The sequence below is a fragment of the Streptomyces sp. NPDC003943 genome (genome assembly GCF_053605265.1).
The window spans coordinates 43814-64612 of record NZ_JBSGIW010000001.1; the positions used below are offsets into that span (position 1 = coordinate 43814).

General features: G+C 73.3%; 16 protein-coding genes. 6 read left to right on the plus strand and 10 right to left on the minus strand.

The genetic code is table 11. The features are described 5' to 3' along the window. The first annotated feature begins 233 nt into the window (after nucleotides 1-233). Complete coding sequence (locus ACWEV0_RS00225; protein WP_453144977.1) at nucleotides 234-974, plus strand: response regulator transcription factor; 741 nt, start codon at nucleotides 234-236, stop codon at nucleotides 972-974. Next, nucleotides 971-2440 carry a sensor histidine kinase gene (locus ACWEV0_RS00230; RefSeq protein WP_453144979.1) on the plus strand — a complete coding sequence of 490 codons (1470 nt, stop codon included), beginning with the start codon at nucleotides 971-973 and terminating at the stop codon, nucleotides 2438-2440. The genes ACWEV0_RS00225 and ACWEV0_RS00230 overlap by 4 nt, the downstream gene beginning before the upstream one ends. Nucleotides 2441-2467: 27 nt before the next feature. On the opposite strand, the gene ACWEV0_RS00235 is transcribed toward ACWEV0_RS00230, so the two are convergent. After that, a complete protein-coding gene (locus ACWEV0_RS00235; protein WP_453144981.1) occupies nucleotides 2468-3016 on the minus strand; it encodes a DUF2231 domain-containing protein in 549 nt (182 codons plus the stop codon). A 156-nt stretch (nucleotides 3017-3172) separates the two neighbouring features. Between ACWEV0_RS00235 and polX the strand changes: the two genes are divergently transcribed. After that, a complete protein-coding gene (polX, locus tag ACWEV0_RS00240; RefSeq protein ID WP_453144984.1) occupies nucleotides 3173-4900 on the plus strand; it encodes a DNA polymerase/3'-5' exonuclease PolX in 1728 nt (575 codons plus the stop codon). Between the two features lie 59 nt (nucleotides 4901-4959). Here polX and ACWEV0_RS00245 read toward each other — a convergent pair whose 3' ends face one another. Both ACWEV0_RS00245 and ACWEV0_RS00250 read right to left on the minus strand, forming a co-directional pair. Then, entirely contained in the window at nucleotides 4960-6693 is a 1734-nt protein-coding gene (locus tag ACWEV0_RS00245; RefSeq protein WP_453144986.1) for a GAF domain-containing protein, read from the minus strand. Nucleotides 6694-6744: 51 nt separating this feature from the next. Further along, nucleotides 6745-9369 (minus strand): cation-translocating P-type ATPase, encoded by a 2625-nt coding sequence (locus tag ACWEV0_RS00250; RefSeq protein WP_453144988.1) that lies wholly within the window; start codon nucleotides 9367-9369, stop codon nucleotides 6745-6747. A gap of 509 nt (nucleotides 9370-9878) precedes the next feature. On the opposite strand from ACWEV0_RS00250, the gene ACWEV0_RS00255 reads away from it, so the two are divergent. After that, nucleotides 9879-10502 carry a CBS domain-containing protein gene (locus ACWEV0_RS00255; RefSeq protein WP_453144990.1) on the plus strand — a complete coding sequence of 208 codons (624 nt, stop codon included), beginning with the start codon at nucleotides 9879-9881 and terminating at the stop codon, nucleotides 10500-10502. A gap of 85 nt (nucleotides 10503-10587) precedes the next feature. On the opposite strand, the gene ACWEV0_RS00260 is transcribed toward ACWEV0_RS00255, so the two are convergent. Beyond that, on the minus strand, nucleotides 10588-11664 hold the full coding sequence (locus ACWEV0_RS00260; protein ID WP_453144991.1) for an alcohol dehydrogenase catalytic domain-containing protein: 1077 nt from the start codon (nucleotides 11662-11664) through the stop codon (nucleotides 10588-10590). A 175-nt stretch (nucleotides 11665-11839) separates the two neighbouring features. Between ACWEV0_RS00260 and ACWEV0_RS00265 the strand changes: the two genes are divergently transcribed. After that, nucleotides 11840-13276, plus strand: a complete 1437-nt coding sequence (locus ACWEV0_RS00265) for an MBL fold metallo-hydrolase RNA specificity domain-containing protein (RefSeq protein ID WP_453144993.1) — start codon at nucleotides 11840-11842, stop codon at nucleotides 13274-13276. Here ACWEV0_RS00265 and ACWEV0_RS00270 read toward each other — a convergent pair. The 6 genes from ACWEV0_RS00270 to ACWEV0_RS00295 all read right to left on the minus strand — a co-directional run bounded on the left by ACWEV0_RS00270 (nucleotide 13162) and on the right by ACWEV0_RS00295 (nucleotide 19571). Then, complete coding sequence (locus ACWEV0_RS00270) at nucleotides 13162-16023, minus strand: cation-translocating P-type ATPase (RefSeq protein ID WP_453144995.1); 2862 nt, start codon at nucleotides 16021-16023, stop codon at nucleotides 13162-13164. The genes ACWEV0_RS00265 and ACWEV0_RS00270 overlap by 115 nt on opposite strands. Further along, nucleotides 16016-16609 (minus strand): Rv1733c family protein, encoded by a 594-nt coding sequence (locus ACWEV0_RS00275; RefSeq protein WP_453144996.1) that lies wholly within the window; start codon nucleotides 16607-16609, stop codon nucleotides 16016-16018. The genes ACWEV0_RS00270 and ACWEV0_RS00275 overlap by 8 nt, the downstream gene beginning before the upstream one ends. 80 nt (nucleotides 16610-16689) lie before the next feature. Next, nucleotides 16690-17193, minus strand: a complete 504-nt coding sequence (locus ACWEV0_RS00280) for a flavodoxin domain-containing protein (protein ID WP_453144998.1) — start codon at nucleotides 17191-17193, stop codon at nucleotides 16690-16692. Continuing rightward, on the minus strand, nucleotides 17190-17645 hold the full coding sequence (locus ACWEV0_RS00285; RefSeq protein ID WP_453144999.1) for an Hsp20/alpha crystallin family protein: 456 nt from the start codon (nucleotides 17643-17645) through the stop codon (nucleotides 17190-17192). The genes ACWEV0_RS00280 and ACWEV0_RS00285 overlap by 4 nt, the downstream gene beginning before the upstream one ends. Before the next feature lie 103 nt (nucleotides 17646-17748). Further along, nucleotides 17749-18669 carry a universal stress protein gene (locus ACWEV0_RS00290; protein ID WP_453145001.1) on the minus strand — a complete coding sequence of 307 codons (921 nt, stop codon included), beginning with the start codon at nucleotides 18667-18669 and terminating at the stop codon, nucleotides 17749-17751. Then, nucleotides 18666-19571 carry a universal stress protein gene (locus ACWEV0_RS00295; protein WP_453145003.1) on the minus strand — a complete coding sequence of 302 codons (906 nt, stop codon included), beginning with the start codon at nucleotides 19569-19571 and terminating at the stop codon, nucleotides 18666-18668. Before ACWEV0_RS00295 ends, ACWEV0_RS00290 begins: the two co-directional genes overlap by 4 nt. Before the next feature lie 244 nt (nucleotides 19572-19815). Here ACWEV0_RS00295 and ACWEV0_RS00300 point away from each other — a divergent pair, with 244 nt between their 5' ends. Next, entirely contained in the window at nucleotides 19816-20688 is an 873-nt protein-coding gene (locus ACWEV0_RS00300; protein ID WP_453145005.1) for a universal stress protein, read from the plus strand. Nucleotides 20689-20799 lie beyond the last annotated feature (111 nt).

Genomic DNA, 20799 nt, shown 5'->3' on the forward strand with positions numbered 1-20799 from the left:
TTCGGGAAGGACGGGACGACTTCACGCCGACCAGACTTCCCGGCACACCTGGCAGGAAATGTACGTCAAGAACCCGTCAGTAGCGTGTCAAGGAACCGTTAAAGAACGTCGGCCCTCGAACGGCTCGCGTGCGCGCAAGCGCCTCTTCGTCGGCGTTCTCCCGGCGTCTCAGAGGAAACTCAGAGCATTCGTGTGCGCCTCGCACCGTCGTGAGGGGCGATCCTTGAGACGCCATGAACATCACACGCTCCGGTCGCCCCGCCCTCACCCGCCCCGACGGCACCCCGCTGCGGGTCCTCGTCGTCGACGACGATCCCGACCTCGCCGAGGTGCTGTCCGGGGCCTTGCGCTACGAGGGCTGGCGGATCCGCACGGCCGACGACGGGGCCGCGGCCGTCGCCGCGGCCCGGGAGCTGATGCCGGACGCCGTCGTCCTGGACGTGATGCTCCCGGACACCGACGGCCTGGCGGTCCTGCGCGCGCTGCGTGCGGTGCGGCCGGATGTCTGCGTGCTCTTCCTCACCGCCCGGGACACGGTGGAGGACCGCGTCGCGGGCATCACCGCGGGCGGCGACGACTACGTCACCAAGCCGTTCAGCCTGGAGGAGGTCGTCGCCCGGGTGCGCGGGCTGTTGCGCCGGGCGGGCATGGCCCGGCAGTCGGCGGAGGGCGCGCTGCTGACCGTGGGCGATCTGGTGATGGACGAGGACGCCCACGAGGTGACCCGGGCGGGCAGGCTGATCGACCTGTCCCCGACCGAGTACGACCTGCTCCGCTTCCTGATGCGCAACCCGCGGCGCGTGCTCAGCAAGGCGCAGATCCTCGACCGCGTCTGGTCGTACGACTTCGGGGGCCGCGCCCATGTCGTCGAGCTGTACATCTCGTACCTGCGCAAGAAGGTGGACGCGGGCCGCGAGCCCATGATCCACACGGTGCGCGGGGCGGGGTACGTCCTGAAGCCGGCCTCCGCATGAGGTGGCCGCCGGCGTGGCCGCCGAGGTGGCCGCTTCCCCGCACCCTGCGCGCACGGCTGACCTTCGGGCTCGTGGTGCTGCTGGCGGTCTGCTGCGCCGCCGTCGGCGTGGCCGCGGTCGTCGGGCTCAAAGGCCTTCTGACCAGCCGCCTCGACGAACAGCTCGCCGAGGCCGGCGCCCGGTTCCCGGCGAGCCTGGAGCACGGCGGCCGGCTGCCCGACGACCACGACGGCGACGAGCACGGCGACACGCGCCGCCAGCCCGCGGGCACGTTCGGCGCCCGTCTGCGCCACGGCACGGTCACCGACGCGGCCGTCGTGCGCTCCGACGGCACCGCGTACGTCACGCTGACCGCCGCCGACGTGGCCCGGCTCGCCTCGGTCCCGATCGACGGCAGGGGCCACACCCTCGATCTGGCCGCCCTGCGCGACTACCGGGTCATGGCGGCGTCGGGAATCGACGGCGACGTACTGATCACCGGACTGCCCTGGGAGCCCGTCGAGGCTCCCGTCCACCGCCTGGAGCTGGTCGCCGGGATCGTGTTCGGCGCGGCTCTCACCGTCACCGGCGTCGCGGGGGCCTTCTGGGTGCGCTGGTCGCTGCGCCCGCTGAGCCGAGTCGCCGCGACGGCGACCAGGGTCAGCGAACTCCCGCTCGCCAGCGGCGAGGTCACCCTGCCCGCGCCCGTCCCCGAGCCGGATCCGCGCAGCGAGGTGGGCCTGGTCGCCGGCGCCTTCAACCGCATGCTCGGCCACGTCGAGAGCGCCCTCTCCCAACGGCATGCCAGCGAGGAGCGGCTGCGCAGTTTCGCCGCGGACGCCAGCCACGAGCTGCGCACGCCGGTCGCCACCGTACGGGGCCACGCCGAACTCGCCCTGCTGCACCCGGGTCCGGTGCCACCGGAGGTCACCCGGGCCCTGGAACGCATCGTCGCCGAATCCGGCCGGATGGGCGCCATGGTCGACGACCTCCTGCTGCTCGCCCGACTGGACGCGGGCCGCCCGCTCGAGGCGCTGCCCGTCGACCTCACGCGCATGATCCTCGACGCGATGACGGACGCCCAGGTGGCAGGGCCGGCCCATCGCTGGGAACTGGACCTCCCCGAGGAACCGGTGACGGTCACCGGCGACGAGCACCGCCTGCAGCAGGTTCTCGCCAACCTGCTGGCCAACGCGCGTTCGCACACTCCCGCCGGCACCAAGGTGACGGTCACCCTGGAAACGGACGAGGCGACCGCCACCGTGAAGGTGCACGACAACGGCCCCGGGGTCCCCGAGGACGTTCAGCCGAGCGTCTTCGAACGCTTCACCCGTGCCGACCGCCGGACGAAGGACGCGGGCGGCGGCGCGGGGCTCGGCCTGTCGATCGTCGCGGCCGTCGTGAAGGCACACGGGGGGAGCGTGCGCCTGGAGAGCGGACCGGGGTCGACGACGTTCACGGTGCGGCTTCCGCGAGGAAGCGCCTGAGCCGGAGCAGGATGCGCACGCGGCAGGTCAGTCCTCGTCTCCGTGCCCGCCTGTCGCCGTCTGGGAGAAGCCGTCGTGCCACGCGGCCTTCGCGCCCGAGTCGCCGATCCGGTACACGTCGACCGCGGCGCCCACGGCCACGACCAGCGACAGCACCACCGCCACGATCCGCACCGGCGCGGCGGACCAGCGCGCCCCCGTCGAGGCCCCGGACGCGGAAACGGGCGCGGACGGGGACGGGGACGCGGACACGGCGCCGCGGCGCGCCGTCCACCAGACGACGACGGCCAGCGCGAACAGGCCCGCCGCCCAGGGCAGCAGCCCGTCGCCGAGCTGGGCGTGCCGGCGGACCAGCGCGTCGCTGTCGACGTGCCGCTCCAGCCACTCGCCGGCCTCCGTGGCGAGCGGCACGCTCCCGAGCGTGACCAGGGCGAGCACCGGCAGCGCGATGCCCATGCGCCGCGCCACCGTCGGCCGGACCGCGCCGGCGACCAGCGCGAGCGCGGTCAGGGGGACGAGCACGATGACGAAATGCACGAGCAGGATGTGCGCGGGCAGGCCGTTGACCAGGCTCACGTGGGCTCCTTCGCTGGATGGGGGTTCACACCATGTGTCGAACAGGTGCGTAAGGCTGGCACGCGAAGCTCTCAGCTTCTTCTGAGCGCTCTCGCCAGGAGCCCGGTGCGAGAAGACCCCGTGTCCGTATCGTGCCTGCCTCCTAGACTGGAAGACGTGGTCCGGACCAACGAGGAGGTCGAGGCGCTCCTTCAGGAGTACGCGGACCTCATCGCCATCACCGGGGGCGAGGCGTTCAAGGCGCGCTCCTACGAGAAGGCGGCACGTGCGATCGGCGGTTACCCCCGCGACGTGTCCCACCTCGACGCGGACGAGCTGCGGGAGATCCCGGGAGTGGGCAGGTCGATCGCCGAGAAGGTCGTCGAGTACTTCCGCACCGGCAGGGTCGCGGTGGTCGAGCAGCGGCGGGCGAGCATCCCGGCGGGGGTGCGCGAGCTGATGGCGATCCCCACCCTCGGTCCGAAGCGGGCGATGACGCTGTACCAGGACCTGCGGATCTCCTCGGTGGACGAGCTGGCCGACGCCATCAAGGCGGAGCGGTTGCGCGACCTGAAGGGCTTCGGGGAGAAGACCGAGGCGAACATCCTGCACGGCATCGACCTCATGCGGCAGGCGGGAGGGCGGATCCTGCTGAGCACCGCCGTGGAGACCGCCGAGGACATCGTCACGGACCTGTCCGGGATCAGCGGCTGTGAGGACTGCGCGTACGCGGGCTCGCTGCGCCGCATGCGGGAGACGATCGGCGACATCGACATCCTCGTCGCCGCCGACCGGTCGGCGCCGTTCATGGCCGCGCTCACCGAGCTGCCCTCCACCGCCGAGGTCCTCGTGCACGGCGCCAAGAAGACGTCCGTCCGGACGGTGAAGGGGATCCAGGTCGACCTGAGAGTGGTGCGACCGGACTCATGGGGCGCCGCCCTGCAGTACTTCACCGGATCGAAGGCGCACAACATCCACACCCGGACGATCGCCGTCCGCTCGGGGCTGAAGCTCTCCGAGTACGGCCTGTTCGACGCGGAGAGCGGTCAGCGGATCGCCTCCCGGTCGGAGGAGGAGGTGTACGGCCGGCTCGGTCTGCCGTGGATCCCGCCCACGCTGCGCGAGGACCGTGGCGAGATCCAGGCGGGTCTGCGCGGCGAGCTGCCCGAGGTCGTGACGGAGGACGACATCAGGGGCGACCTGCACACGCACACCGACCTCACCGACGGCCTCGCCCCGCTGGAGGAGATGGTGGTGGCGGCCGCCGCGCGGGGCTACGCGTACTACGCGGTCACCGACCACGCGCCGGACCTGGCCATGCAGCGCATGACCGACGAGAAGATCCTGGCCCAGCGCGAGCACGTGCGGTCGCTGGACGGCAGGCACCGCAGGATGCGGCTCCTGCACGGCACCGAGCTCAACATCGGCCCCGACGGGGAGGTGGACTGGCCCGACTCCTTCCTCCGGGGCTTCGACATCTGTGTGGCCTCGGTGCACTCCCACTTCGGCCTCGACCGGGACGCGATGACCCGACGGCTCGTCCGCGCCTGCGAGAACCCCGGCGTCAACATCATCGGTCACCCCACCACCCGGCTGATCGGCAGACGGCCGGGCGTCGACGCCGACCTCAACGCGGTCTTCGCCGCCTGCGCCCGCACCGGCACCGCCCTGGAGATCAACGCCCAGCCCGACCGTCTCGACCTGGGTGACGAGGACATCCTGCGGGCCAGGGACTTCGGGGTGAAGTTCGCCGTCGACACCGATGCCCACTCGCTCCCCCAGCTGGCGTGCCTCCGCTACGGCGTGGGCACGGCGCAGCGAGGATGGCTCACTCCCGACGACGTGATCAACACCTGGCCGCTGCGGCGGCTGCGCACGTTCCTGCGCAAGAACCGGAGCACCTGACGTGTCCGGTGCCGGCGTCGTCCGACGACGAGGAACGGCTCCGCCGAGAGGCAGCCCTCTCACTCCCGGCCGGGCGGCATCGGGATGCGCCAGTCGAGTACGGTCCCGCTCTCCGGGGCCGGCCGCCCTCGAACGGACAGTTCACCGCCCAGTCGCTCGGCCCGCTCGGTCAGGTTGCGCAGTCCGCTGCGGGCGGCGCCCGGCGGGACGCCGACGCCGTCGTCGTTCACCGTCACCGCCAGGATGCCCTCCCCGGCGACCACCGCCACCTCCGCGCGGCGGGCCTGGGCGTGCCGGGCCACGTTGGTGAGCGCCTCGCCGATCACCGCGACGACCTCCTCGGCGGCCTCCGCCGTCACGTCGGTGTCGAGCAGGCCCTCCATGCGCAGGGCGGGGGCGAACCCGAGCGTCGCGGCGGCCTGGTCCACCGCCTTGACGATGCGGCTCCTGAGTTTCGGCGCGGTTCCGGGGGATTCGTGCTCCCGGAGGCCGAAGATGGTCGACCTGATGATCTTGATGGTGGCGTCCAGGTCGTCGATCGCCCGCGTCAGCCGGTCGGCGGCCTCGGGGTGCTCGACGAACCGACGGGCGCTCTGCAGTGTCATCCCGGTGGCGAACAGGCGCTGGATCGCCAGATCGTGCAGGTCCCGGGCGATCCGGTCGCGGTCCTCCAGGAGGCTCACCTGCTCGGCGTCACGGCGCCGGTCGGCCAGTTCGAGGGCGAGGGCCACCTGCCCCGCGAAACCGGGCAGGTCGATGATCTCGGCACCCGAGAAGGCCGACCGTCCACGGCGCCGCGCGAGGATGAGCACTCCGCTCAGCCGCTCCTTGGTGCCCACGGTGACGGCCACCGCCGGTCCGAAGCCCTTCCAGCGTTCGGGCTGCACGGTGACGCGCACGTCGTTCTCGACGTCCGCCGCGGTGATCAGGCCGTCACGCGTCAGAGCCGCGGCGGCGAGGGTTCCTTCGCTGCTGGGCAGCACGACACCCTGGTGGGCCTCCGCCCCTTCGCCGCTGGCCAGCGATCCGCGCAGCTCGCCGCCCGGCCCGACCAGGTAGAAGACGCCGATGTCGGCGTCGGCGATGTCCACCGCCCGCTCCAGCATCCCGTCCAGGACCTCGGTCTCCCCCACACCGGACAGGAGCGCGCTGGTGAAGTCGGAGCTCGCCGCCAGCCAGCGCTGGCGCAGCCGGCCCTCCTCGTAGAGCCGGGCGTTCTCGATGGCGATGCCGGCGGCGACGGCCAGCGTCGTCACCACGGCCTCGTCCTCGGTGTCGAAGTCGGCCCCGCCCCGTTTCTCGGTGAGGTAGAGGTTGCCGAACACCGCGTCGCGGACGCGGATCGGGACACCGAGGAAGGTGTGCATCGGCGGGTGGTTCGGAGGGAAGCCGTACGAGGCCGGGTGCTCGGACAGTTCGGTCAGACGCAGCGCCCGCGGGTTGCGGATCAGCTCGCCCAGAATGCCGTGTCCGGACGGCAGTGGGCCGATCCGCTCGCGCAGCTCGTCGTCGATGCCGATGGGGACGAACTCGGAGAGCCTGCGGTCGTCGCCGATGACGCCCAGGGCTCCGTACTCGGCGTCCACCAGCGTCACGGCCGCCTCCACGATGCCGCGCAGCACCTGCGACAGGTCGAGCTCCCGGCCGACGGACATGACGGCTTCGAGGAGTCCGTTGAGCCGGTCCCTGGCGCCCCGGACCTCGTCGATGCGCGCCTGGAGCTCGTCGAGCAGTTCGTCCAGTCTCAGCCGTGGCAGCCGCGCATTCGCGGACTCGGCGTCCTCCCGGGTCATCGATACCTCCGGTCGCGTCAGGCACGCGGACGGCACCTGTCGTTCCCGCCTTCACGGTAGCGCCGGTGGCCCGGCCGTTCCTGCTGGGCTCGTCCGCCGGAAGGCGGTCCTGACCAGACGTGCCGCGAGGAATCCGGCCGGTGCGCAGGCGGCGGCGACGGCGACGCCCGTCCAGCCGAGCGGTTCGGTCTCCAGGACCGAACTCAGGAACGGGACGTACAGGGCCGCGCCGGCCAGGAGGGCGGAGGCGAGGACCGAGAGCGGCAGGAAGGGGTTCTCCCTGGTGAGCAGCCGGGCGCGGAGGCCCAGGACGACGCCGAGCTGGGCGGCGAGCAGGGCGAGGAAGAGGACGCTCTGCCAGGCGAGGCCGAGGGCCTGGGCGGCCAGTCCCGCGCCGAGCGTGGCGGTGGTGACGACGGCGGCGAGAAGGAGCAGCCGCTGCCAGGCGCCGCCGCCGAGGATGTGCTGGTCCGGCGGGCGGGGCGGACGTCGCATCGCACCGGGGGCGGCCGGTTCGGCGCCCATGGCGACGCCGGTGAGGCCATGGGTGAGGAGGTTGATCCAGAGGATCTGACCCGCCCGGAGGGGAAGGGGCAGTCCGAGCAGCGGGCCGGTCAGCATGACCAGGATCTCGGCGGCGCCGCCGGCCATCCCGTAGATCAGGAAGCGGCGGATGTTGTCGTAGACGCGCCGCCCCTCCTCGACCGCCGCCACGACCGTCGAGAGCTCGTCGTCCGTGAGGACGAGGTCGGCCGCCTGCCGCGCCACCTCGGTGCCGCGCTCCCCCATCGCGACGCCGATGTCGGCCCGGTGCAGGGCGGGGCCGTCGTTGACCCCGTCGCCGGTCATGGCGGTCACGGCTCCCCCGGCCCGCCATGCCTCCACGATGTCCAGCTTCTGCTGCGGGTCCGTGCGGGCGAAGACCCGGACGGCGGTGAGGTCGGCGACCCGGCCGGCCGTCACGTCCGCACCCGTGATGACCTGCCCGTCCGCCTCACCGCCTCCGTCGTCCCCCAGGAGCGCCACGCGGGACGCCACCGCCCGCGCGGTCGCGGGGTGGTCTCCGGTGATGAGTACGGGGGTGATGCCGGCCGCCCGGCACGCCGCGAGGGTGGCGGCCGCGTGCGACTTGGGCGGGTCGCTGAGCGCGACCAGGCCGAGCAGCGTGAGGCCCGACTCCGCCGCGGTGATCCTCTCCGGCACGTCGTCCCGCACCCTCGAGGCCACCGCGAGCACCCGGTAGCCGCGCTCGGCAAGGTGCGCGGCCTCGTGGCGGGCCTCCGCGACCGCGCCGGGCCCGTCGTCGAGAACAGCCGGGTCCAGTACGGCTTCGGGGGCGCCCTTGAGACAGACGAGCACCCGGTCCTGGCCGGCCGCGTGCAGCGTGGTCATGCGTCGGCGGAGACTGTCGAAGGGTGCCTCCGCGATCCGGGGCCGGGTCGCCACGAGCTCCGCCGGGTGCGGGCAGCCCGCCTTGGCCGCGGCGGTGAGCAGAGCGGCCTCCATGGGGTCGCCGAGTGCCGTCCAGCGGGCGCCGGGCGTGGCGGGGTCCGGCGGCCGCAGCGTGGAGTCGTTGCAGAGGGCGGCCACGGTCAGCAGCTCCCGTACGGACGCGAGTTCGCCTTCGCGGGCCGGTCGCCCGTCGACCAGGACCTCGCCCTCGGGCTCGTACCCCACGCCCGTGAGTTCCGCGCTCGCCTGACGGGTCCGGACGTGCTGGACGACCATGCGCCCCTCGGTGAGGGTGCCGGTCTTGTCGGTGGCGAGGACGGACACCGAGCCGAGCGTCTCCACGGCGGGCAGCCGGCGCACGAGGGCGTGCCGGGCGACCATGCGGCGTGCGCCGAGGGCGAGGGCCAGGGTGACGACGGCGGGGAGGGATTCGGGGACGGCGGCGACGGCCAGGCTGATGGCGGTGACCGCCATCGTGCCGGGCGGGAGCCCCCGCGCCAGGCCCAGCGCGAAGACCAGCAGGCACAGGCCGAGCGTCACCGCGGCCAGCACGCGCCCGAGGGCGGCGAGGCGTCGTTGCAGCGGGGTCGGCTCACGGCGGTCGTCGAGGAGGGCCGCGATGCGGCCGAGTGCGCTCGCGGCACCCGTGGCCGTGACCGTGGCCACGCCACGGCCCCGCAGGACGACGGTGCCCGCGCTCAGCGTCGCCCCCGTGTCCTTGTCGACGGGCGTGGACTCCCCGGTGAGCATGGACTCGTCGAGCAGCAGGGCGGACGCCTCGGCGAGTTCGGCATCGGCGGGCACGATGTCGCCCTCGCCCAGGAGGAGGACGTCGCCCGGAACGATGCCGGCGGCCGGCAGGTCGCGTACGGAACCGTCGCGGCGAACGCGCGCGTGCGGGGCGCTCAGGGCCGAGAGGGCGGCGACGGCGTTGTCGGCCCGGATCTCCTGGGCGACGCCGACCGTGGTGTTCACGAGGACGACGAGCGCGATGACGATCGCGTCGGGATGGTCGCCGATCGCGAGGGTGAGCGCGACGGCCCCCAGGAGCACCACGATCAGCGGGTCGCGCAGCTGCGCCAGGACGCGGCTGCGGAGCCGTACGGGCTTCCTCGCCGAGACCTCGTTGGGGCCTTGCTCCGCGAGCCGACGGGCGGCCTCCGTCGCGGTCAGGCCCGTCGCGGTCCCCGCCTCTCGGGTCGACGCGGCTGCCGGGGTCGTCATGGTGGGCTCACGCGACGGGGGTGTTTCCGGTCATGTCGTCCTCCCGTGGCCGAGTCCGGTCCCGGACCCGTGCCGGGGGATGAGCTCCACCGGGCAATGGGACACGTTCCGCGACCTCGGCCACGGCGCGCACGTGCTCACGGACGGGCGGGCCCCCGCCGCCGCCCGGGTGGACGGTGACCCGTCCACGCCGACGACGACCCTGCCGAGGCCGGGGCGGTCCGTGGTTCCGTCCATGGTTCCTCCTCGTCCGGGTCTCCGGCTCTCCGGGTCGCCGGGGGTGCGGTCCGGAGGATCCCTCTCACCCTGACATTCCGTGTCAGGTGACTGGAGGGCCGCTGGGGGCAGGGCAGGGGCCAAAGGTCCCTTGCCGCTCACGCGGGTCCGGTCGGGCCCGGGGTTGCACCGTTCGGCCCTCACAGGTGGTCCGGCGCGCGGCGGACGGTGGTGTAGCGGGGCGAACCGCCCGGGGGCGCGGCCGCCCGGAACAGTGAAGAGGAGGCCGGACGATGAAGCACCTGAAGGTCGGCGCCCTGATGACCGACAGCGTCGTCTCCGTCATCCCCACGACACCGTTCCGGGATGTGGCGAAGCTGCTCGCCGAGCACGACATCAGCGGTGTGCCCGTCCTCGACGAGGACGACCGGGTCGTCGGAGTCGTCTCGGAGTCCGACCTGCTCGCGCGCCGGCGGCTGACCGCGCGGGAGCTCATGACCGCGCCGGCCGTCACGGTGCACGCCGAGGAGACCGTCACCGACGCGGCCCGGCTGATGGTCCGTCGTGGCGTGGAGCGCCTGCCGGTCGTCGACGAGGAGGAACGGCTGGTGGGGATCGTGACCCGCCGCGACCTGCTGTGCGTCTTCCTCCGCCCGGACCGGGAGATACGACGCCGCATCCGGCAGGACGTGCTGGTGGACGCCATGGAACTGAGCGACGACGCGGTCGACGTGCACGTGCTGGACGGCGTGGTGACGCTCGAAGGCCGGGTCAGGCAGAAGGACCAGGCCCGGACACTCGTCGGACTCGCCGAACGGATGGACGGCGTCGTCGCCGTCGTGGACCGGCTGTCCGTCGGCGAGACCCGCACGCCCCTCGCCTCCCCGGCGCGCGGCGCGCGCGACATCACCTGGTGACCCGCACGGAGCAGGACGACGGACCTGGTGACCCGCACGGAGCAGGACGACGGGCAGGACGGACGGCCCCGGCGCCCGGACAGGATCAGCCCGTGGCATCGGTGGCCTCCACGGCCGTGTGCTGCGGGCCGCCGAGCGCGACCTTGATGGCTCCGGTGTCGGCCGCGCGTCCGAACACGTCGTACGCCTCCTCCATCTGCCCCAGTTCGAAGCGGTGGGTGACCAGTTCGCCCGCCGGCAGCCGTCCGGCCGCCATCATGCGCAGCAGCATGGGCGTGGACGAGGTGTCCACGAGGCCGGTGGTGATCGTGACGTCCTTGAACCAGAGGTCTTCGAGGTGCAGCGTCGCGGGCTTGCCGTGCACTCCGATGTTGGCGACCCGTCCGCCCGGCCGGACCATCCGCGTGCACATCTCGAAGGTGTCCGGGACGCCCACGGCTTCCATCACGACGTCGGCGCCCAGACCGTCCGTCAGATCCTCGACGAGCCGGTCCGGTTGCTCGCCGGCGGACGCGGTGGCGTCGGCGCCGAGCTTGCGCGCCACGGCCAGCCGGGCTTCGTCGAGGTCGACGGCGATGATCCGGCCGGGGCTGTAGAGGCGGGCCGTCGCGACGGCGGCGAGGCCGACGGGGCCCGCGCCGACCACTACGACGGTGTCGGCCGGCCGTACCCCGCCGTTCAGGACACCCACTTCGTAGGCCGTGGGGAAGATGTCCGCGAGCAGGACGGCGTCGAAGCTGTCGACCGCGCTCGGCAGCAGGTGTACGGACAGGTCGGCGAACGGCACGCGGACGTACTGCGCCTGCGTCCCGTCGATGAGGTGCCCGAGGGCCCAGCCTCCACCACCGCGGCACTGGCCGTAGCTGCCCTCGCGGCAGAACCGGCAGCGGCCGCAGGACAGGATGCAGGAGATCAGGACCCGGTCGCCGGACCGTACGGTACGCACGTCCCGCCCGGTCTCGACGACCGTGCCCACCGCCTCGTGGCCCAGTACCCGGCCGGGCGTCACCTCCGGCACGTCGCCGTTGAGGATGTGCAGGTCGGTACCGCAGATGGTCACGACGTCGACCCGTACGATCGCGTCCTCGGGATCCTCGATGCCCGGGTCGGGTACGTCCTGCCAGGCGATACGGCCCGGTCCCTGGAATACGGCTGCCCTCATGGTTGCCCACCCACTTCCGTCGCGCGTGCGCGTGTCCTTCGCTGCCAGGCTCGGAGCTGCCCGGCAGCGGCACATGTGCCGATCGGCCCATGGAAGAGGGCCGCTCGGGCCCTGGGGCCCGGGCCGGCGTGGATGCGACCGTGGAGACCGGCCACGCTCCGAAGGAGGGCTGACCATGCCCGAGGCAGCACAGGCTTCGGCCGCCACGGCTCCCACGGCCCCACGACCGGCCCTGCTGACCTTCCTGGGCGGCGTGGGCACGGTCACCGGCAGCAAGTTCCTCGTCGAGAGCGACCATGCGCGGATCCTCGTCGACTGCGGCCTCTTCCAGGGTTTCGCGGACCTGAGGCGCCGCAACTGGGAGCGCCTCGCCCGCGACGCCGCGGACTTCCACGCCGTGGTCGTCACCCATGCCCATCTGGACCACTGCGGCTATCTGCCCCGCCTGGTGCGGCAGGGCTTCCGGGGGCCGGTCCTGGCCAGCGCGCACACCGCCCGGCTCGCCGGGATCGTGCTGCGCGACAGCGCCAGACTGCAGATGGAGGCCGCACGGCACGCCAACGAGCACGGCTGGTCCAAGCACCGCCCCGCCAAGCCGCTGTACGACGACGCCGACGTCGAGAAGACCATGACGTTCTTCGACCCGGTCCCCGTCGGCGAGGACGTGGAGATCATGGCCGGGACCCGGCTCACCCTGCACCACGGCGGGCACATACTCGGCTCGGCCTGGGCCCGTCTCGCCCTGGAGGACGGGCACACCCTGGCCGTCTCGGGCGACCTGGGACGGCCCGGGCACCCGCTGCTGCTGCCGCCGGAGCCGTTCTCCGGCGCCGACGTACTGCTCATGGAGTCGACCTACGGCGACCGCCGGCACGACCAGGAGTCCGCGCGGTCGGCGTTCGCGGACGTCATCGCCCGGACCCTCGCCCGGAACGGCACCGTCGTCATCCCCGCCTTCGCCATCGACCGCACCGAGGTCGTCCTGCACGAACTGACCAGGCTGCGCGAGTCGGGATTCCTGCCGCGCTCGGTGCCGGTGTACGTGGACAGCCCCATGGCGCTCGCGGCCCTCGACGTCTACCGCGACGCCGTGCGCGAGCGGTCCGCCGAGCTGCGGCCCGAGATCCTCGCCGAGGGCGAGGCCGCGCTGAGCCCGGCGCCGTTCCTCGCCGCCCGGACGGTGCAGGAGTCCGTCGACATCAACAGCGCTCACGGGCCCGCCGTCATCGTCTCCTCGGCCGGCATGGCCACCGGCGGCCGTGTCCTGCACCATCTGCGCCGGCTGCTGCCCGACTCGCGCAACGCCGTCGTCGTGGTCGGCTTCGCGGCGGCCGGCACGCGGGCGCGGGACCTGGTGGACGGGGCACGTGTGCTGAAGATGTTCGGCGAGTACGTGCCCGTACGCGCCGAGGTCGCCGACGTGCCGCACTTCTCGGCGCATGCCGACGCCGGGCAGATCGTCGACTGGCTGCGCGGCGCCCCCGCCCCGCACACCACCTACCTCGTGCACGGCGAGCCGGGCGCGTCCGGGTCGCTGCGCGACCGCATCGACCACGAGCTGGGCTGGACGGCCGTGGTGCCCCGCTCCGGTGAGGCCGTCCTGGTCCGCTGAGCCGGGCCCTTCGGGTCGCGCGTCGCGTCCGCCGCACTCGCCGCCACCCGCTGCCCACGCCGGCGTCGACGCCAGGCTCGCCGCAGTTCGTCCGTGCCCCACACCACCACGGGGAACGTCAGGATCAGCAGGACGACGTCCACGGGGAGGGCAGCGGTGCCGAAGAGGTGCTGGAGCGGCGGCGCGTAGACCAGGGCGGCGGTGAAGGCGAGCTCGAAGGCGATGCCGGCGAGCAGCAGCCGGTTGGAGAACACTCCGATGTCGCGGAGTGCGGCGTGGTCGGTGCGGGCGGCGAAGGCGGTGCCGACCTGGCAGGCGACGATGCCGGCGAAGCTCGCGGTGGTGGCCGTCAGGTAGGCGTGGTGGAGGGGGCTGCCGGTTCCCGTCGGGTCGCCGGGCTGCCAGCCCGCGCGCCAGAGCACGTAGAAGAAGCCGGTCATCACGAGGGTGGCCGAGACCATCCCCAGGTAGCCCCAGCTGCGGACGAGCATGGCGCGAGAGATCACGCTCTGGTGCGGGGGCCGGGGCGGGCGTTCCATGATTCCGGGTTCGGAGCGCTCCCTGCCGAGAGCGAGGGCGGGCAGGGTGTCGGTGCCGAGGTCGATGGCGAGGATCTGCAGGACGGTGAGGGGCACCGGGACGGCGCCGGCGGAGAGCGCGAAGACGAGGAACGGCACGATCTCCGGGGTGGCGTGGGTGAAGATGTAGACGATGAACTTGCGCACGTTGTCGTAGACACGGCGGCCGGACTCGATCGCCGTGACGATGGTGGCGAAGTCGTCGTCGGTGAGCACCATGGCGGCCGCCTCGCGGGCCACGTCCGTGCCCGAGCGGCCCATGGCCACGCCGATGTGGGCGCGGTGCAGTGCGGGGGCGTCGTTCACCCCGTCGCCGGTCATGGCGACGATCCGGCCATGGGCCCGCAGGGTGTCGGCCACCTTCAGTTTGGTCTCGGGCGAGGAGCGGGCGAAGACGATCTCGGCGTCGCCCTCCACCAGGAGCCGGTCCAGCTCGTCGTCGTCCAGCGACTCGGAGGCCGCGACGACCTGCAGACGGGGCAGGCCGATGCCGACTTCGCGGGCGACGGCCGCGGCCGTCGCGCCGTTGTCGCCTGTCACGACGTGCACCTTCACCCCCGCCTCGTGGCAGCGGCGGACGGCGGCCGCGACCTCGGGGCGCGGCGGGTCGTACAGACCGACGAGACCGAGCAGGGTCAGCCGCGACTCGGCGTCCTGGCGGCGCGACGGCCGCTCGGCGGCGGTCGGCAGATCGCGGACGGCCACGGCGAGGACCCGCATGCCTTCCCGGGCCAACCCGTCCGCCGCCGCACGGGCACCGTCCTCGTCGGCGCCCGGTCGCAGCCGGGTCAGGACCGCCTCCGGGGCTCCCTTGACCAGGACGCGTGCGCGATCCGCCGCCTGTTCGTCCCTCTGCACCACCGACATCAGCCGCAGCCGCGGATCGAAGCGGAACAGCCCGAGCCGCCCCGCGTCTCGCCGGTCGGGGTCCACCGGGGCGCCGCGCTCGGCGGCGCCGGTGACGAGGGCGGCCTCGGTCGGGTCACCGTGCGGTTCGCCGTCGGCGTCGAGGGTGACGGTGGTGCAGAGGGCCGCCGTCCGGATCAGCTCGTCGGCCCAGGGGCCCGGTTCCGGGCCGTGGTCCGGCGTCCACAGGGCGCGCAGTCGCATCCGGTTGCGGGTGAGTGTGCCTGTCTTGTCCGTGCAGATCACGCTCGTGGAGCCGAGCGTCTCCACCGCGCTCAGCCGTTTCACCAGGGCGCCCCGTCGGGCGAGGGCGCGGACGCCCACGGCGAGGGCCAGGGTGATGGTCGGCAGCAGTCCCTCGGGGACGTTGGCGACGAGGAGCCCGATGGCGAACATCAGGGAGTCGGTGACGGGAAGTCCCACCGCCACCCCGACGAAGAGGAAGACGACGCCCATGCCGGTGGCGACGCCGGCGATGAGCCAGGCGACCTTCTTGACCTGTCTCTCCAGCGGGCTCGGCTCACGACGGGTGCGCTGGCTGAGCGCGGCGATCCTGCCGAGTTCGGTGTGGTGGCCGGTGGCGAACACCACGGCACGGGCCTGGCCTTCGACGCAGGTCGTCCCGCTGAAGACGAGGTTCGGCTCCTCCAGCAGCGGGGCGCCGAGGAGCCCGGCGGCGGCCATCCGTTCGGCGGGCACCGACTCCCCCGTGAGCATCGACAGGTCGACTTCGACCCCGCCCTCGGTGACGCGCGCGTCGGCGGGGACCTTGTCGCCCTCCTCCAGGAGGATCACGTCCCCGGGCACCAGGTCCCGTGCCTCGACGGTCAGTTCGCTGCCGTCACGCACGACGAGGGCGTGCTCGGGAAGATAGCGCGCGAGGGTCTCCACGGCCCGCTCGGCCTGGCGTTCCTGAAGCAGCGCGAAGGCGGCGTTGACCGCGATGACGGCCAGGATCGCCCAGCCGAGCACCGCCAGGTGCGCGACGAAGGCGAGCCCGGCGGCGGCCCAGAGCAGCAGCGCGAGGGGGTGGACCAACTGTCCGGTCAGCTCCCGCGCGAAGGAGGAAGGTGCCTTGCGCCGTACCTCGTTCGGGCCGTGGACGGCGAGGCGCCGGGCGGCCTCGCGGGCGGACAGCCCGTCCGGACCGGTGGCGAGTTCACGGCGCAGCCGGGGCAGCGGCTCGCTGGGGTCGAAGGGAGGCGCCTCGTCCGCTCCCCGGGCCTGCCGCTCGGCCGCGGTTCCGCCCGTACGGTCATTCATCGGCGGTCCCGGAGCCGCTTCCCCTCCGGAGCCGGCCGGACCAGACGGGTTCGACCTGTGCCCATTCCCGCTCCCAGGCGGCGAGGCGACGGCCTTCGGAGCGCCTTCGTACGAGGGCGAGGACGCCCGCACCGGACGCCGTTGCGGCGCCTGCCGCTGCCGTGCCGCCCGCGAGCGCGGTCAGCACGAGGTCCGCCGTGCTGTCCGGCGGGCGGGCGGGGCTGCCGCGGTCGTCCACCCAGATGGTCAGCGTGCGCCCCTGCGGCGTCCGCGGCGGGACCTGGACCGTTCCGGACCTGCGTACGTGGTCGGGGTACGCCCAGACCGCCGGGGCGGAGGACTGCGGCTTGGCACCGGGCCGGACGGCGACGGGCGGGTCCTCGGCCCGCGCCGTCGTGGTCGCCCGCACCTGGTGACGGTGGGCGGCGAGATCCCGGTTGGCGTCGGTACCGGCGTTCCACAGCAGGACGGCGGCCACGGCGCCGCAGATCAGGGCGATCGTCAGGACGATGATCGAGGAAGCGCGCAGGGCAGAGCCGCCGCCGGCCGGGACGGGCCGGGGGCCCGAGGTCTCCGGGTGACTCATGTGGCACCTCCGGGGTGGCGGGTGCGCCGTGGGTGTGGCACCTCCGGGGTGGCGTGCGCCGCGGGTTTCGGCGGCGCCGCTCAGCGCTCGGGGCCGAGCTCGCCGCCGATGTGGTGGGCCCATTCCTGGATCCGCTCCGGATTGCGGAAGTCCCCGCCCTTGCCGTGACTGACCATGGACCGGGCGATGCGGCCGGGTGTCCCGGCGGTCACGGAGCCGCCGAACGTGATGTGCTCCCGCGCGCCGAGTTTCTTCATGCGGCGGGCCACGCCGCGCACGGGCGGGATGTCGTGCTGTTCGGCGGAGCTGTCGACGGGGCCGCTGCTGAAGAGCCAGACGGGCCGGTCTCGGAGCTGCGCGGCGTTGCGCCGGGCACAGCGGCTGGCCTTGCCGCTCCAGCGTCCGGCGTAGAGGGCGCCGCCGAGTACGACGCCGTCGTATCCGCTGACGTCGTCGACGGTGTCGGCCGGCTGGACGACCGCCTCGATGCCGTCGGCCCGGAGCGTCCTGCCGATCTCGTCGGCGATGCCCGCGGTCGCGCCGTGCTTGCTGCCGTACGCGACCAGTACGCGTGGCGTGTTCATGACTGCCCTCCCTCGGCCGTGTCGTCGGCTCGCCGCACGGGGATCTTCCGTCGGGTCTCCGTCTTCTCCTCGGGCATCGGGACGCGGATGGTGAGGATGCCGTCCTTGTACGAGGCGTCGACGTCGTCGGCGGGGATCGTCGAGGGAAGCCGTACGGTCCGGCGGAAGGATCCGTAGCGGAACTCCGAGTGCTCCTTGTCCTCCGTGGTCTCGCTGTGCTCCGCGGTCACCGTGATGAGGTTGTCGTCGACGGTGATCGTGAAGTCGTCGGGGTCCATGCCGGGCAGTTCGGCGCGCAGCACGTACCCGCCGGCGTCGCTGGAGACCTCCACCGGGATGGAGTGCGCGGCGGTGGCGGGGCGCCATCCGGGCAGCCCCGGGAACTCGCGGTTGAACCAGTCGTTGAAGTCGGGGAAGAGGCTGTGCCTGCGTTCCACCTTGTCTCCGGTCATCGTTCTGCTCCTCGTTCCGCTCCCCGTGTGTTCCTGCCCCCCCACGCCTTGTCGTTCTCCCACCGTGGCACGCGAGGACGGTGGTATCCCCGTGCTGAGCGGGTCAGCCGGTCGGGGCCGGTCGGTCCGTACGGGTCCGGGACCGGTCGGCCCCGGACGAGGTGCCGTCTGTCTCTCCTGTCTCCGGCAGCGGAACGGTGATCACGGGGCACTCGGCGTGGTGCAGCAGTCCGTGGACCGTGGACCCGAGCCGCATGCCGGAGTAGCCGCCCCGGCCCCGGCGTCCGACGACCACCGCCAGGGCCTCCAGAGACGCGCGGGTGAGCTCCTCGACGGGGTGTCCGCGCATGACCACCTGCTCCACGTCTACGTCCGGATGGCGATCGGCGCAGCCGGCGACCGCCTCGGCGAGCAGTCGGCGGCGGTCTGCCAGGTCCTCGGTCTCGTCTCCGTGGGACAGCAGGGGGCGGGGCCATACCCAGACCGCCATGAGCCGTGCCTCGCGCAGGCTCGCCTCCGCCGCGGCGAAGGCGACGGCGGCCCGGCAGTCCGTGCTGCCGTCCACGCCGACGACGATCAGCGGCGGGTGGACGGAGGTGTGCTCCGGTTCGCGGATGACGACGACGGGGCAGTCGGCGCGTGCGGTCAGCGGGACGACCACCGACCCCTCGCTGATCATCTCGGCTGCCCTGCCGAGGCGGCGTGAGCCGACGACGGCGAGTGCGGCGCCCGGTGTCCTGTCGCGCAGCACGGCGGCCGGCGTCCCGTCCACGAGTTCCGTCGCGGTCCACAGCCCGTCGTGCACTTCCCGTACCAGGTCCTGGGCGTTGGCGAGCGCCGACTCCGCTCGGATCCGCAGGGAGCTCTGGTGGGCGATCGCGGCGTACGGGAGCCGGTCGTGAACCGGAGGCACGGCGGCCACCAGGCGCAGTCGCGCGCCCCGGCGGCCGGCCTCGTCGGCGGCCCACATGAGAGCCGGAACGGACAGCTCGCGGGGGTCGATGCCGGTCAGGATGTCGCTCATGGCTCCACGTCCCGGGTCACCAGGGCGGACGGGACGATCTCCACCGGGCAGTGGGCGTGGTGGATCAGGGTGTGGGCGACGCGGCCGAGGGACGGCACGACGCCCAGCCGTCGCCTGCCGCGGCCCATCACGAGCAGGTCCGTGTGGGCGCTCGCCTCGACGAGGATTCCGGGGGTGCTCGTGCCCGTCTCCACATGGTGCCCGACGATCAGCTGGGGGTAGACCTCGCGGACCCGGTCGGCGAGGGCCTTGACCTGGTGCACGCGCTGTCGTGCGACCGCGTCCAGGTCGTCGAGCATGGTCGCGACGCTGCCCACGTGGGTGAGCACGTTCCAGACGCTCAGGATGCGCAGGGCCGCCTTGCGGGCGTCGGCCTCGGCGGCGGCGAGCAGCAGCCAGTCCAGGTCCGTCATGTCGTGGACGGCGGCCGTCACCGAGCCGGTCTCGGGCCGCTCGTTCTCGCCCCGTACGACGATCACGGGACCTTCCGCCCGGGCCGCCACGCCGAGGCCGACCGAGCCGAGCATGAGGGCGGAGAAGCCACCGAGCCCCCTGCTTCCGACCACGATCGTCCCGCGACGGCCGGCCGCGTCGCACAGTCCGGCGACCGGCTCCCGGCGGCTGAGCTCCTTGATGACGGCAAGCTCGGGAAAGCGCTCCTGGGCGGCCTCCGAGGTCGCGGTCAGCAGGTCCCGGCCCGCCTCGCGTACCGCCTGTAGGGTCTCGGCGTCGGTCCAGTAGGCGCGCCCGTCGGTATTGGCGGCGTGCACGAGGTGCAGGGCACGACCCCGGCGGTCCGCCTCGGCGGCGGCCCAGAGCGCGGCGGTGCGTGCGATCGGCGAGCCGTCGACTCCTGCGACGACGTCGCCGAACTCCGGCCGGGCGAGCATCTCGCTGGTCATGGTTCCTCCTGCGGAGTACGCCCCGCGGGGGCCGGAAAGGACGCCCCGGGAAGGGCACCTCCCACGCTGGCACCACGGCGGTCCTCCTGAGGATGGGCCGTTCGGCCCTGATCGAGACCTGCTCGGCCCCTCCGGGGCGCGGGCCGGCAGGCACAGCCTGAGGTCCTGGAGTCCTCGCGCCGTCAGGCTCCAGGACGCCGGCGCACGCCCCGGCCACGCACGGCCCCGGATCAGGAGGCAGGTCATGACAGCCCAGGTCACCATCGGTCTCGACGGCTCGGAGGAGAGCATCACCGCCGCGCACTGGGCGACGAGGGAAGCGGTGCTCCGTGAAGTGCCGCTCCGGCTCGTCCACGTGGGCGAGTGGCCCGACGCGCCCGAGATCCCCGTCTCGTACGCCCGTGACGCCTTGGACCGGGCCGAGAGCCTGCTCGCGGACACGGCGAAGCGGGCGCGGAAGGAGTACCCCGATCTGGAGGTGATCACCGAGTACGCCCGCGGCCGGGCGGCCGAGGTACTGACCGCCGCCGCGAACGAGTCGGATCTGACGGTGCTCGGCTCGCGCGGGCTGGGCGGCGTCCTCGGCTTCGTCGTCGGCTCGGTGTCCCTCGCCGTCGTCGGAGCGGCCCGGCAGCCGATCACCCTCGTGCGCGCGGGGAGCCGTGCAGGGGGCGAGCGGCGGACGCCGCCCGGCGGCGAGATCGTGGTCGGCGTCGACATCCACCACCCGTGCGACACCCTGCTCGGGTTCGCGTTCACGGAGGCCGCTCGAACCGGCCTGCCCCTCCGTTTCCTGCACAGCTGGACGGTGCCCGCCTCCTACGGCTACGCGGCGACAGTGGATCCGGGGATCGGCGAGGAGCTCGGCGATCGACTCCTCGAAGGTCTGGACGATCTGCTGGAGCCGTGGCGGAAGCGCTACGACGGCGTGGCGGTCAAGGCCAGGGCCGTCGTGGGGTCCGCCGCGTACCAGCTGGTCGCGGCGGCGCAGGACGCGGATCTCGTCATCGTGGGACGCCGGACCCGGAAGGTCCCGGTGGGCCCGCACCTCGGCCACGTGGCACATGCCGTCATCCACCACAGTCCCGCACCGGTCGCGGTCGTGCCCCTGGCGTGAGCCGACGACGGCGAGCCCGGGGCCGGGCAGAGGGGTGCCGGGGGGTGCATGGCCACGCCGGGGGCGCCAGGGTGGGCGGTGGGCCCTCTTTCCGGTGAGTTCACGGCCGCG

What these genes read in the sequence shown, in the direction of transcription:
- ACWEV0_RS00225 (WP_453144977.1), top strand. Translation starts at nt 234, where the DNA reads ATGAACATCACACGCTCCGGTCGCCCCGCCCTCACCCGCCCCGACGGC.
- ACWEV0_RS00230 (WP_453144979.1), top strand. Translation starts at nt 971, where the DNA reads ATGAGGTGGCCGCCGGCGTGGCCGCCGAGGTGGCCGCTTCCCCGCACC.
- ACWEV0_RS00245 (WP_453144986.1), bottom strand. Translation starts at nt 6,693, where the DNA reads ATGACCCGGGAGGACGCCGAGTCCGCGAATGCGCGGCTGCCACGGCTG.
- ACWEV0_RS00250 (WP_453144988.1), bottom strand. Translation starts at nt 9,369, where the DNA reads ATGACGACCCCGGCAGCCGCGTCGACCCGAGAGGCGGGGACCGCGACG.
- ACWEV0_RS00255 (WP_453144990.1), top strand. Translation starts at nt 9,879, where the DNA reads ATGAAGCACCTGAAGGTCGGCGCCCTGATGACCGACAGCGTCGTCTCC.
- ACWEV0_RS00260 (WP_453144991.1), bottom strand. Translation starts at nt 11,664, where the DNA reads ATGAGGGCAGCCGTATTCCAGGGACCGGGCCGTATCGCCTGGCAGGAC.
- ACWEV0_RS00265 (WP_453144993.1), top strand. Translation starts at nt 11,840, where the DNA reads ATGCCCGAGGCAGCACAGGCTTCGGCCGCCACGGCTCCCACGGCCCCA.
- ACWEV0_RS00270 (WP_453144995.1), bottom strand. Translation starts at nt 16,023, where the DNA reads ATGAATGACCGTACGGGCGGAACCGCGGCCGAGCGGCAGGCCCGGGGA.
- ACWEV0_RS00275 (WP_453144996.1), bottom strand. Translation starts at nt 16,609, where the DNA reads ATGAGTCACCCGGAGACCTCGGGCCCCCGGCCCGTCCCGGCCGGCGGC.
- ACWEV0_RS00280 (WP_453144998.1), bottom strand. Translation starts at nt 17,193, where the DNA reads ATGAACACGCCACGCGTACTGGTCGCGTACGGCAGCAAGCACGGCGCG.
- ACWEV0_RS00285 (WP_453144999.1), bottom strand. Translation starts at nt 17,645, where the DNA reads ATGACCGGAGACAAGGTGGAACGCAGGCACAGCCTCTTCCCCGACTTC.
- ACWEV0_RS00290 (WP_453145001.1), bottom strand. Translation starts at nt 18,669, where the DNA reads ATGAGCGACATCCTGACCGGCATCGACCCCCGCGAGCTGTCCGTTCCG.
- ACWEV0_RS00295 (WP_453145003.1), bottom strand. Translation starts at nt 19,571, where the DNA reads ATGACCAGCGAGATGCTCGCCCGGCCGGAGTTCGGCGACGTCGTCGCA.
- ACWEV0_RS00300 (WP_453145005.1), top strand. Translation starts at nt 19,816, where the DNA reads ATGACAGCCCAGGTCACCATCGGTCTCGACGGCTCGGAGGAGAGCATC.